Raw genomic sequence first — 12,390 nt, 5'->3', positions numbered from 1 at the left:
GCACCCGTTCGTTTCAAAAAAAAATTTAAAAGAAAACCCATGATAATATATTATCATGGGTTAAAGGGGTTTTCAACAAAAATTTATAGACATTCTTCAAAAATTTCGACGGCCCGGTCAATTTCCTCTTTATTAATAGTTAATGGAGGAACAAATCTTATGGCGTCACTACCTGCTCCTACTAAAAGAAGACCTTTTTCCATCGCTTTGTTTATGATTTCGCCAGTAGGGACTGAAACAGCGACTCCGATCATTAACCCCATACCACGCACATCCGTAATGCATTTATGTTCTTCTTTAAGTACACGCAGCTTTTCCATCAGATAGCTTCCCTTTTCTGCTACTTCGTCCAGAAAACCATCGCCGGTGATCACGCTCAATACATAGCGGGAGGCAGCCGAGGCCAGTGGATTACCGCCAAAGGTGGAGGCGTGGGTGCCTGGTGTAAAGACCTGAGCCACCTTATCACAGGCGATGATGCCGCCCATGGGGAAACCGCCTGCGATGCCCTTGGCCATACACACGACATCTGGCTTCAGATTGTAGTGCTGGTAAGCAAAGAATTTTCCGGAACGGCCCATACCACACTGAACTTCATCAAAAATCAAGACGAGGTTTTCGTCGTCACAGAGCTTGCGGACTGCCTGTAAATATTCATGATCAGCCGGATAAATACCGCCCTCGCCCTGGATGGGTTCAAGCAGCACTGCGCAGGTTTTATCAGTCACCGCTGCTTTCAAGGCATCAAAGTCATTGAATGGAACATGCGAAATTCCAGGCAGCAGGGGATCTAGTCCCTTATGGTATTTTTCCTGGCCTGTGGCGGTAATGGAGCCGTATGTACGGCCGTGGAAGGAATGATCCATGGCGATGATCTCAACCGCGTATTCACTTTTAAACTGCTTGGCGTAAATCCGCACAAGCTTTAAGGCCGCTTCATTGGCTTCGGCGCCGCTGTTACAGAAAAAAACCTTGTCCAGCCCGCTGGCCTTTACCAGCATTTCCGCTGCGTCAATCTGAGGCTCGGTCCAGTAAAGATTGGAAACATGCATGATTTTCTGGCATTGGTCCGCGATGGCAGCATTGAGGCCCGGGTGGTTATGGCCCAGACAGTCTACCGCGATGCCGGCTACACAATCCAGATATTCTTTTCCGTTCACATCTTTTAAAACACAGCCATTGCCACTTTCGAAAGCAATGGGAAACCGTGCGTAGGTGGGCATGATTACTTTCTCTGCCCGGTTAATCAGCACTTCACTTTTGTTCATGTCTTTATCTCCTAAATGTTCATATTTATGCTTGTGTCAGCGATTGGCGGATCATTGTCCCGCAGCCTGCCGCGGTAAAGAGTTCGAGCAGCAGAGAGTGCTCAACCTTCCCGTCCAGTATATGGACAGAATTGACCCCGGAGCGAATCGCGTCCACAGAATTTTCCACCTTCGGGATCATGCCGCCGGATATAATTCCCTCTTCAATAAGACGTTCAACCTCATCGACATCTAACCTGCGGATAATGGAGTCCGGATCGTTGGCATCCATGTAGACCCCGTCAGTATCTGTGAGGTAAACCAGCTTTTCAGCCTTCAGCTCTTTGGCGATGGCATAAGCCACATGGTCTGCGTTTATGTTGTAGCTCTGCCCGTATTTGTCACTCCCGATCGGGGCAATGACTGGAATATAGTCGCTTTTGAGCAATGTCTGAAGGAGATCGCTCTTTACCCTGACAATATCGCCGACAAAGCCGATGTCCAGACCATTGACAAATTTCTTTCTCACCTTAAGCATGCCGCCGTCCTTACCGGAGATGCCGACCGCAGTAATATCACGGTCTTCCAGAAGCTGGACAATTTCCTTGTTGATTTTACCGGAGAGCACCATCTCAGCCACTTCGATGACATCGTCGTTGGTAACGCGCAGACCGTCAATGAACTCGGTCTGGATATCCAGGTTGTTTAAAAATGCGGAGATGTCCTTACCGCCGCCGTGGACCACAATAGGGCGCAGGCCTACCAGCTTCATGAGGGCGATGTCGTCCATGACGGATTTTTTAATATCATTGTCATACATAAAGCTGCCGCCGTATTTGATGACAACTGTTTTCTTTCTGAATTGTTTGATATAAGGCAGCGCTTCGACCAGGATATTGGCCTTTTCGATGTACTGCGCCATGTTCTGTGTATTATCTGACATTTTTACTTCCTTCTCTGATTGATTGTTTTGTATGTGAATTAAGAGCGGTAATCGCCGTTGATTTTAACATAATCGTAGGATAAATCGCAGCCCCAGGCCGTTGCTTTGTCTTCGCCCGCTTTGAGGGTTACCATGATGGAGATTTCTTTTTCAGACAGCACTTTTTTAGCCATATCCTCATCAAAAGCGATGGGTACCCCTTCGTTCAGGAGTGTGATCATCCCAGCGCTGCTGAAAAATACCAGGGTGACCTTAAGCGGGTCGAAAACGACCCCGGACGCTCCGAGTGACGAAAGAACGCGGCCCCAGTTAGCGTCCTCTCCAAAGAGAGCGGTCTTTACCAGACTGGATTTAATAACGGCTTTCGCCAGAATGCGGGCATCTTTATCTGTCGCTGCTCCAGAGACAGTTACCTCGACAAATTTGGTTGCCCCTTCCCCGTCGCGGATGATGGATTTTGCGAGGTGCTCATTGACATAATAAAGAGCCTCACTGAATACGGCGAAATCCTGTGAGGTCACGTCATTAAGTGTGATTTCTTTGTTTCCTGCCTCACCGCTTGCCATCACTACAACCGTGTCGTTTGTGCTCATATCGCCATCTACAGACATCATATTGTAAGTATCCTGGGTGATTTTAGCGAGCAGCTTCTGCAGACATTCCGGTTCAATGGCGGCGTCGGTTGTGACGTAGGAAAGCATGGTGGCCATGTTTGGGCAGATCATCCCTGAGCCTTTGGCCATCCCGCCGATATGAACCGTTTTTCCATCCAGCTCGATCTCCACCGCAATGGATTTGGTGGTCAGGTCTGTGGTGATAATGCCGTGGGCCGCGTCATCCGCATGCTGCGCATCATCCCCGAGCTCATCTACCAGGGTCTGTACACCCTTTAAAATTTTGTCAATGGGCATCACCACGCCGATGACGCCAGTGGAGGATACCAGTACCTCCTGTGTGCTTACGCCGAGAAGCTCGGCCGCAGCACCGGCGGTCTGCTCCACATGGCGCATACCGGTTTCCCCAGTGCAGGCATTTGCGTTTCCGCTGTTGACCACGACCGCGCGCTTATAGGGGGACTCGATCATCACTGCCTTATCCCATTGAACGGGCGCTGCCTGAACCATGTTGGAAGTGGTCATGATGGCTGTTGCCGCGGGCTTATCCGCAAACAGAAGCGCCATATCCTTATTTCCGTTATCCTTTATACCGGCGGCAATACCAGCGGCTTTAAAGCCTTTTGCGGCTAAAACGCCGCCATCAATTATTTTCATATCGTGTTCCTTTCACAATTAAACTGGAAAATCTGTAATAAAGTCAATTCCTGTTTTTTCATCAAAACCAAACATAAGGTTCATATTTTGAACAGCCTGTCCTGCCGCGCCTTTTACCAGATTATCAATGGCGCCGACGATGATCACGCGGCCTGTGCGCCTGTCAACCTTCAGGCCGATATCACAGTAATTTGAGCCTTTTACCCATTTGGTTTCCGGGAGCTTATCTTCTGTCAGACGTACAAAATATTCATCTTTGTAAAAGTCACGGTAAACCTGTCGCAGGCCTTCCTCATCCATATCGGTAACCAGGTTCGCGTAGCAGAGCGCCAGAATCCCGCGGTTCATGGGTGTGAGGTGCGGTGTGAAAAGCAGCTTCAGGTTCGTGCCTGAAAGCAATCCCAGCTCCTGCTCAATTTCCGGCGTGTGGCGGTGTGATCCCACCTTGTAGGCCTTGATGGATTCATTGACTTCACAATAGGAGAATGCAGTGTCACTGCTTCTCCCCGCTCCGGTGACACCAGACTTTGCATCGATGATAATACTCTGCGGATCAACCAGATGGTTTTTAAGCAGCGGTGCCAGGCTCAGAATGCTGCAGGTGGTGTAGCAGCCCGGATTGGATAACAGACGCGCGCCCCGGATGTCCTCGCGGTGCAGCTCACACAGGCCATAGACGGCTTCCTTCAGCAGCGCTTTATTATAATGGTTGACTTTATACCATTCTTCATAAATATCCACGTCTTTGAGACGGAAGTCTGCGCCGAGATCAATGATCTTTGTTTTTTTGAGGACATCTTCGGTCACCTGCTTTGAGGCAATACCGTGAGGCAGCGCCATAAAAATCACGTCCGATTTTTCGACCAATTCGTCCATATCCGCTGTTTCGCACAGGGCATCTGTTACATTTTCATAGTTTCGATAGATATCTTTTAAAGGCTGCCCCGCAAAGCTCCTTGAGCCAACGGATACGACTTCCACCTCCGGGTGTCTGTAAAGTATTCTGAGTAATTCCTGTCCGGCATAGCCGGTTCCGCCGATAACTGATGCTTTAATCATAAAATCTCTCCAATTTTAGGTTTATTTTTTATTGTACAAATGGTACAATAAATTTTCGATAAATCATTAATAATGAACAATTAATGCTGACCGTTTCATTTTAAGCCGGAATACTTAATTATTAATTGTTAATGATTCATTTATAAAATAGCTTTTATGAAAACTATTTTGTAATTATACCCCTAATCATTTGAATATTCAAGCACTTTTTATGAATATTTATAAATAATTTACGCATATTTTTTCAAATATTCCTTGCAATTTCGGTTTTGGTATTGTATAATCATTCACAGATTGTAAGTGCAACACGAGAATAAATCAAATGAAAACAATTAAGAGGAGGCACAGTGTTATGAGTGCAAAAAAAGTTATTTTAGCCTATTCAGGCGGGTTGGATACCACAACCATCATTCCGTGGTTAAAGGAAACCTATGATTATGAAGTTATCTGCGTATGCGTCGATGTTGGACAGGGTAAGGAAACCGAAGGTCTGGAAGAACGGGCTTTATCCTCCGGCGCCAGCAAATTATATATAGAAGATGTTACCGATGAATTTGTTGAAGAGTACTGCTGGCCGGCACTCAAGGCTGACGCCGTCTATGAGAAGAAATACCTGCTGGGGACTTCCCTCGCCCGTCCGCTGATCGCCAAGGTATTAGTGGATATCGCCCACAAGGAAGGCGCGGAAGCCATCTGCCACGGCGCTACCGGTAAAGGGAACGACCAGGTTCGTTTTGAACTCGGGATCGGCGCTTTAGACCCGCAGCTTAAAATTATCGCACCGTGGCGTATCTGGGATTTACAGTCCCGCGAGGACTGCATGGATTTCTGCATTGAACATGACATCAAAGTCAGCATGAGCCATGACCAGAGCTACAGCCGTGACCGCAATCTGCTTCACATCAGCCACGAAGGCCTGGAACTTGAAGATCCTTCACTGGAACCGAAATATGACCATCTGTTAAAATTAACCAAAACACTGGAAGAAGCGCCGGACACTCCGGAAGAAATCGAAATCGAATTTTTAAATGGCGAACCTATCAAGATCAACGGTGAAGCCATGAGCCCGCGCAAAATTCTTGAAACCTGCAATGAAATCGGCGGCCGCAACGCCATCGGCGTGGTCGACCTTATCGAGAACCGTGTGGTTGGTATGAAATCCCGCGGTATCTATGAAACACCTGGCGGCACCATCCTGTACCGTGCCCACGAAGAGCTGGAGCACATGTGTCTGGACCGTGAAACCTTTGCCTTTAAGCAGCAGGCTGCTGTAAAATTTGCGGAAATCACCTACAATGGCCAGTGGTTTAACCCGCTGCGTGAAGCATTATCCGCTTTTGTGGATGAAACACAGAAAACGGTCACTGGTGTTGTAAAATTGAAGCTGTATAAGGGCAACTGCATTTTGACCTCTGTCTCCTCCCCCTACTCCCTATACAACGCAGAGATCGCAAGCTTTACCACCGGGGATTTATACGACCACAAGGATGCCGAGGGTTTTATCCACCTGTTTGGTCTGCCGCTTAAGGTCCGTGCTCTTATGCGCATGAGCCATGAAGAAAAGGAAAAAGAAGCAGAAAAGGAAAACAAATAATGAGTAAAATGTGGGGCGGTCGATTTAATAAAGGAACGGATGCGTTAACAGACGATTTCAATTCCTCTATTTCCTTCGACCAGCGTTTATACAAACAAGATATCAAGGGCAGCATTGCCCACGCAAAAATGCTCGGGAAACAGGGAATTATCTCTGTTTCCGAGTCTGAATTAATTGTCAAAACCCTGGATGAAATTTTAGAGGATATTGAGGCCGGAAAAATTGAGTTTTCCATTGATATGGAAGATATCCATATGAATATTGAATCCATCCTCACCGAGCGCATCGGTGAAACCGGAAAGAAACTGCATACCGGCCGCAGCCGCAACGATCAGGTTGCCACCGATATGCGTCTTTACGTTAAGGACATTTCTATGGAGCTCAAGGATTTGATAAGAGCTCTTGGCCTTACACTGCTGGATATGGCCAGCAAACATACCAAAACCATTATGCCGGGCTACACGCATCTGCAGCGGGCCCAGCCCATCACCTTCGCCCACCACCTGATGGCTTATGTTGAAATGTTCAGACGGGATATGAAGCGGCTCGATCAGGTCTACGACATGGCGGATACGCTTCCCCTCGGCTCCGGCGCTCTGGCCACCACCACCTACCCGCTGGACCGCTACTATGTCGCCAGCGAGCTGGGCTTTAAAAATGTGTCCATGAACAGCCTTGACGGTGTGTCTGACCGGGATTTCTGTATCGACTTTCTGGAGGCTGTGTCTGTTTTCATGATGCATCTGAGCCGTTTTTCTGAAGAAATTATTCTGTGGTGCTCCTCAGAATTTAACTTCATCACACTCGATGATGCCTTCTCCACCGGCTCCAGCATCATGCCCCAGAAGAAAAACCCGGATATTGCAGAGCTTGTCCGTGGGAAGGCCGGCCGAACCTACGGCGACCTGCTGGGCTTTTTAACGACGATGAAAGGGATTCCCCTTGCATACAATAAGGATATGCAGGAGGATAAGGAACCTGTCTTTGACGCCTATGACACAGCTAAAATATGCGCCATTACCTTTGAGAAGATGATCGGCACCATGACGGTCAACGGTGAGGTGATGCGCAAGTCGGCCGCAGGCGGCTTCTCCAACGCGACTGACGCTGCCGACTGGCTTGTCAAGCACGGCGTAGCCTTCCGCGATGCCCACGCCATTATCGGAAAGCTGGTTTTCTACGCACTGGAAAAGGGCAAAAGCCTGGATGAGCTGACATTGGAAGAATACAATGCTGTCGACCCGGTTTTTGACGAGAGCATTTACGAAGCCATCGACCTGCAGACCTGTGTTAACCAGCGCGACATTGTCGGAGGCCCGGCAGAGAGCACAGTCCGCCGCGCCATCGCCGTTAACCGAAGCTTATTCCAAAAGGCATAAAATAAACCCCAGGCACACAGTTTAAATACTGTGTGCCTGGGGTTTTTGATGTTAAAGCCACTATGATAGTCCCCCAGGGGGTGGCCTTACAATAGAGAAAAGACCTGATCCAGTAACAGGAGGAATGTATATGCAAATTAAAGAGGCCTGCCGATGCTGCCGTCTGACGAAAAGAAAGCAGCCTACAGAGCTATACTGGAGTATCTGGACAGCGTCGAGCTCTATCTGGACTCTGAGCTATCCAGCCTTCTGGAGGAGATAACAAGTGACATGGATCCTGAATCAATGGCAGAAGAAACCCGCTAGGCTCTGGATACCGTCTGTCAGGACATCGACACTTATATGGTGGAAAATGGTGAGGCCATCACTGCTTACCTTAAATACAAAAAATCCGACGCCTTTCAAAAAACACCGGCTGCCCGGCTTGAGCGCAGACTGCGTGAGTTTCAGAATGAAAGCGGCTATACTGAGGTTTTTATCCATAATATGGAGCGGCTCAGCCCTGAGTATCGGGCTTATCTTGCCCGGCTGAAAGAAGCCGACCGGCTGCTGACAGAAAAGTTTCCAGAGGCTGAGGCTTTATACAGGGGTGAAATGTAAAATGGGCACGGCGCAAAAATGTGCCGTGCCCAGAGTGCAGACAAATTTAATAAAATTGTCTGCTTAATGAGCCGTCTTTTTCCACAGCAATTGGTTGTTTTCAAAAAAAGCGCTTTTATGCTTATTTGCGATTGTATGTCCGCATTGACACAGCAAAGCTCGCAATACTTAAAACTATGCACCATGCGAGTGCCAACCATAAACTATTCCCCAAAGGCAAATCAAGTGTCAAGGCTCTCAAACTATCAATCATCGGTGTCATGGGTTGTATTGAAGAAAACCAACCAATACCGTTTGGCATAGTGTCAACGGGAGCAAATCCTGAACTCAAAAAAGGCAGAATAAAGAGAGGAAACAATAGTCCAGTTGCTCCCTCTACTGACTTTGAAATCGTCCCGCAGAGTACAGCGATTAGTGTAAATGTAATATTTATTAGCAAAAGAAGTGCTATCACCCAAATCCAATCTACAAGCCCTGCTTGTGGTCTAAAGCCAAGAATGGGAGCCGTTACGACAATGACGGCGTTTGAAATGATACCTCGTATCACTCCGGCACCTGTATGACCAATCAACACAGCAGATTTTGAAATAGACATACAGCGAAAACGGTTTATGATACCTTTTGTCATGTCCGCTGTAACATTCATAGCCGAATATTGAGATGCCTGAGCGATACTTTGAAAAATAATTCCCGGAACAATAAAATCAATGTAATTATAATCCCCTACATTAGATATGCCGCCAAATACCGTACCAAATAAAAGAATTAAGCAAAATGGTATTAGTGTTGCTGTCAGGAGTGTTTCAGGATTTCGTAAAGATATAATCAAACAGCGTTTAAACATCACCCATGTATCGAGAAGCATATTTTTATTGGATTTTTTCATATTGATTTCTCTCCTTTTTTTCATCAATCAGTGTTAAAAATACATCTTCTAATGAGGGGAAGTTTTGTTCTATACTGTCCGCAGAAATTCCATTTTCGGTTAAAAGTTTTATCGCTGTATTGGCTTTTATCTCACTGTCAAAAATAAGCCGTATCCCTCTTTCAGGCATTATTTCTTTCAGATACTTTGTCGTACCCTCTGCAATGATTTTGCCTTCATGCAAAATGGCAATAGTATCAGCGAGATATTCAGCTTCTTCTAAATATTGTGTTGTGAGAAACACAGTTGTCCCTGCCTTTGCCAGATCTTTTACCAAGTCCCACATGGCAATACGGTTTTGCGGGTCAAGTCCTGTTGTAGGCTCGTCAAGAAAAAGAACCTCAGGGTTTCCCATAAGGCTCATTGTTATATCAAGCCTGCGTCGCATACCTCCCGAATAGGTAGACACTTTTTTGTTGGCCGCATCCTCTAATCTCGAAAAAGACAGCCACTCGTTTATAGTGTTTTTGAGGTTTGGCAGACGTTTCAGTTGTCCAATAAGCATCAGGTTTTCTCTGCCTGTCAAAACTTCATCTACCGCTACAAATTGCCCTGTCAGGCTGATACACTCACGGACATTGCCACTGTTTGTTGCAACATCAAACCCATTAATAACGGCACTGCCACTGTCTGCTTTCAATAGTGTGGAGAGAATTTTGATAACTGTCGTTTTTCCTGCGCCATTTGAGCCGAGCAGGGCAAAGATACTACCTTTTTCAATAGTGAAACTGACATCTTTCAATACATGATTTTCCTTATAGGATTTTTGCAGCCCAGATACTTTAATTATTATTTCTGACATGGTTATCCTCCTCTTTGAATACATGCGCATGTATGTTATTGCTGTAAATTTTACTGCCTATAGAAAGGCAGTAAAAAACTGATTTATTCTTTTTTAAATTCATTTCTACCGATTGTCAAATAAATCTCTTTCATTTCCTCATCCATTACAGGAACACCAAGCGATGTTGAGAGTTGTTCAAAGAACAAAATTTTATCGACATATTCCTCGTAAGACACCTCAAATGCATAAGGGGTAAGCCATGAGGCAGTAAGCCACGCAATAATTTGTGATGCCTGTTTGGGAAAAACCACATTCATGGAACCGTCTTTGTTTCCCTCATTCAACAGTTTTTCCATATATGGAGCCATGACATTTATTTGGAAAATCATCTCATTCTTAAAAACAACAGGATTATTTGCTAACTTCTCCATCTGTGCCCTCATACTGTCGCTTATATCCATATGGGCACGCAGACTAAATTTGGCTACAAAACGAAGCTTTTCTAAGGCACTGAGCCCCTCTTGTTTATCAGCGAGCAAGTATGGATTATTATCTTCGAAAGATTTGTACATAACACTTCCAATCAATTCTTCCCGGGATTTAAAATAATGGTAAAATGCTCCCCGTGTTACACCAACTTCCTTTACAACATCTTCGATATTCACATTTTCAAGTCCCTTTTCAGCAAAAAGACGCATAGCAGTTTCCAATATATTCTGTTTTGTTTTTTGGTCTGGATCATGACGTGGCATATAAACACCTCCTGTACATACGTATGTATGTTTTTTAAATTATAGCTTTTTAATTTGCTTTTGTCAACAAAAACAAAATAATGTGCATCTCATTGTCATTAAAAACCAAGGAGTGCGATTTCGGACAGGGCCGTATCGTATTCGCCGTCCTCAGGACCCGAGTATGTATCCTCAATGGTAAAGCTCAGGGTATCGCCACCGTGGAGGGTCACCACCTCGGGCAGTGCAAAGTACTGTGCGCCGCGGTCATTTTCCAGCTGGAGGGTACAGAGGGGCGAACCGTCATACAGGTGCACCTTCAAAAGGCGTACCCGCCCGTTTTCGGCAAAGGATTTGTCACTTTTACAGTAGCCGTTTCGGACGAGAAAGCCCTTCAGCTCCATGCTGTGGACAGGTGTGATGAGAAGCCGCTCACCCACGCCGGAGCCGGACGTGCCCTCTACCCAGGCGGTGTCCAGGCTGTTGTCCTTCAAATTTTCGGCGCCGTAGGAAATCCCGGCCATGGGTGCCTTGGTCGAAGATGCGCTGATCTGGTAGTCCTGTGTTCTCGGAATGTTTTCTCCGCCTGAGGCGGCCCGCAGGGTTCCATAATCCTCGTACGCCTTGGCCGAGCCGGTGTCAATTTTTGAGGTGTTGGCAGTGGGTTCGGCTGTAGCGGCGGGTGCTGGCGTCTCCCCTTTCTCCTTTCCTTTTCCACCATCGGTGTAAATATTGACGCAGCCTGAAAAACAAAGACAGACTGCCAAAATGAGTGCTGTTGCTGTTAACCTTTTCACTTCTGATTCCTCACTTTCAAAAGATTTTCTTTTTTCATCATAGCACCTTTTCAGAGACCTTGCAACTGAAAAATGAGCACGGCACACTTTTGCGCCGTGCTCATTTTTTCTGGTTTTCATAGTCCTCCATCTGCATACGGTCCGCAATTTCAAGATCACGCAGGCCGGCCCGGGATTCCATGTGATGCCGAAATTCGTGCCGGAGTGTTTTTTCCATCTGTTTTTTTAACGCCTCATCGCTCAGATAGCCGTACACACGCTCAAAAGAGCCGTAATAAATGACGATATAACGCCCCATGATCTGGTCCCGGTGATACTCGCCCATGATGTAGAGATCGTCCCCTCTGGCTTTTGGGTGGCGTTTGGCTTCTGGCAGAAGCAAAATGCCGCCGTTGAGCTCTTCATAAAAAGCCGGCGGCAGCGTATTGGCAATGGTGTCAAGCACTGCCTCAAACTGGTCAATATCCATCATTTTTACCCGACTCCTTTCGCTGATGCAATTTTGTATTCTTTACGGCGGTTCTTTAGTATGGTATAGTAAGACTATCATACCATGACATAAGGAGACCAGCAAATGAATTGTGAAGAAACCTTAAGCAGGCTGGATGCCCTGGGCATTACCTACGAAAAATTAGACCATCCCGCGGTTTATACCATCGGGGAGATGGATAATCTGGACATTACCTCTAAGTGTAATGTAGTTAAAAACCTGTTCCTGCGCGACGCCAAGGGGAAGCGCCATTTTCTTGTGGTGCTCGACAAGGATAAAAAGGCTGATCTGGCAGGAATCCGTGAACAGCTGGGCTGTTCAAAGCTCAGCTTTGCTTCGGAAGAGCGGCTGATGAAGCACCTTCAGCTGACCAAGGGGGCTGTCACCCCGCTGGGCGTATTCGGAAACCCAGAAGCCAATGTGGAGGTTGTTCTCGATAAGGACCTGGAGGGCTGTCCGAACCTTGGCGTGCATCCCTGTGACAATACGGCTACAGTTGTCCTCAGCTATGAGGATCTCGTTAAATGCATCGAAAGCAATGGCAACAGCATTGCATTGCTGAATCTGTAA

Annotated in this window: 14 protein-coding genes; 5 read left to right on the top strand and 9 right to left on the bottom strand. The window is 46.6% G+C overall.

Annotated elements, in window-relative coordinates:
- Positions 1-83 precede the first annotated feature (83 nt).
- From BUC22_RS09270 to argC, 4 genes are read right to left on the bottom strand one after another with little or no spacing between them, the layout of a single operon-like run.
- Positions 84-1,268, bottom strand: a complete 1,185-nt coding sequence (locus tag BUC22_RS09270; RefSeq protein WP_013380486.1) for an acetylornithine transaminase — start codon at positions 1,266-1,268, stop codon at positions 84-86.
- 25 nt (positions 1,269-1,293) lie between these two features.
- A complete protein-coding gene (gene argB / locus BUC22_RS09265; protein ID WP_013380485.1) occupies positions 1,294-2,190 on the bottom strand; it encodes an acetylglutamate kinase in 897 nt (298 codons plus the stop codon).
- 38 nt (positions 2,191-2,228) lie between these two features.
- Complete coding sequence (gene argJ, locus BUC22_RS09260) at positions 2,229-3,461, bottom strand: bifunctional glutamate N-acetyltransferase/amino-acid acetyltransferase ArgJ (protein ID WP_013380484.1); 1,233 nt, start codon at positions 3,459-3,461, stop codon at positions 2,229-2,231.
- A gap of 18 nt (positions 3,462-3,479) precedes the next feature.
- A complete protein-coding gene (gene argC / locus BUC22_RS09255; protein ID WP_013380483.1) occupies positions 3,480-4,520 on the bottom strand; it encodes an N-acetyl-gamma-glutamyl-phosphate reductase in 1,041 nt (346 codons plus the stop codon).
- A gap of 352 nt (positions 4,521-4,872) precedes the next feature.
- Here argC and BUC22_RS09250 point away from each other — a divergent pair, with 352 nt between their 5' ends.
- From BUC22_RS09250 to BUC22_RS09240, 4 genes are all read left to right on the top strand, one after another.
- Positions 4,873-6,114 (top strand): argininosuccinate synthase, encoded by a 1,242-nt coding sequence (locus BUC22_RS09250; RefSeq protein ID WP_013380482.1) that lies wholly within the window; start codon positions 4,873-4,875, stop codon positions 6,112-6,114.
- A complete protein-coding gene (gene argH, locus BUC22_RS09245; protein WP_013380481.1) occupies positions 6,114-7,493 on the top strand; it encodes an argininosuccinate lyase in 1,380 nt (459 codons plus the stop codon). The genes BUC22_RS09250 and argH overlap by 1 nt, the downstream gene beginning before the upstream one ends.
- Before the next feature lie 153 nt (positions 7,494-7,646).
- Positions 7,647-7,799 carry a hypothetical protein gene (locus tag BUC22_RS21840; RefSeq protein ID WP_013380480.1) on the top strand — a complete coding sequence of 51 codons (153 nt, stop codon included), beginning with the start codon at positions 7,647-7,649 and terminating at the stop codon, positions 7,797-7,799.
- A gap of 36 nt (positions 7,800-7,835) precedes the next feature.
- On the top strand, positions 7,836-8,093 hold the full coding sequence (locus tag BUC22_RS09240) for a hypothetical protein (RefSeq protein ID WP_013380479.1): 258 nt from the start codon (positions 7,836-7,838) through the stop codon (positions 8,091-8,093).
- Between the two features lie 121 nt (positions 8,094-8,214).
- On the opposite strand, the gene BUC22_RS09235 is transcribed toward BUC22_RS09240, so the two are convergent.
- The 5 genes from BUC22_RS09235 to BUC22_RS09215 all read right to left on the bottom strand — a co-directional run bounded on the left by BUC22_RS09235 (position 8,215) and on the right by BUC22_RS09215 (position 11,802).
- Complete coding sequence (locus tag BUC22_RS09235; protein WP_013380478.1) at positions 8,215-8,979, bottom strand: ABC transporter permease; 765 nt, start codon at positions 8,977-8,979, stop codon at positions 8,215-8,217.
- Complete coding sequence (locus BUC22_RS09230; protein WP_013380477.1) at positions 8,963-9,820, bottom strand: ABC transporter ATP-binding protein; 858 nt, start codon at positions 9,818-9,820, stop codon at positions 8,963-8,965. The genes BUC22_RS09235 and BUC22_RS09230 overlap by 17 nt, the downstream gene beginning before the upstream one ends.
- A gap of 83 nt (positions 9,821-9,903) precedes the next feature.
- A complete protein-coding gene (locus BUC22_RS09225) occupies positions 9,904-10,554 on the bottom strand; it encodes a TetR/AcrR family transcriptional regulator (RefSeq protein WP_013380476.1) in 651 nt (216 codons plus the stop codon).
- A gap of 98 nt (positions 10,555-10,652) precedes the next feature.
- The gene (locus BUC22_RS09220; protein ID WP_123876061.1) at positions 10,653-11,330 is read right to left on the bottom strand and encodes an NADase-type glycan-binding domain-containing protein; all 678 of its coding nucleotides are present in this window, start codon (positions 11,328-11,330) and stop codon (positions 10,653-10,655) included.
- 100 nt (positions 11,331-11,430) lie between these two features.
- On the bottom strand, positions 11,431-11,802 hold the full coding sequence (locus BUC22_RS09215; RefSeq protein WP_013380474.1) for a metallopeptidase family protein: 372 nt from the start codon (positions 11,800-11,802) through the stop codon (positions 11,431-11,433).
- Positions 11,803-11,904: 102 nt separating this feature from the next.
- Between BUC22_RS09215 and BUC22_RS09210 the strand changes: the two genes are divergently transcribed.
- On the top strand, positions 11,905-12,390 hold the full coding sequence (locus tag BUC22_RS09210) for a prolyl-tRNA synthetase associated domain-containing protein (RefSeq protein WP_013380473.1): 486 nt from the start codon (positions 11,905-11,907) through the stop codon (positions 12,388-12,390).

This window comes from Eubacterium callanderi (assembly GCF_900142645.1).
GTDB classification, from domain to species: Bacteria; Bacillota; Clostridia; order Eubacteriales; family Eubacteriaceae; genus Eubacterium; species Eubacterium callanderi.
Note: the sequence above shows the minus strand (reverse complement) of the source record. Positions and strands in the feature narration are given on the sequence as shown.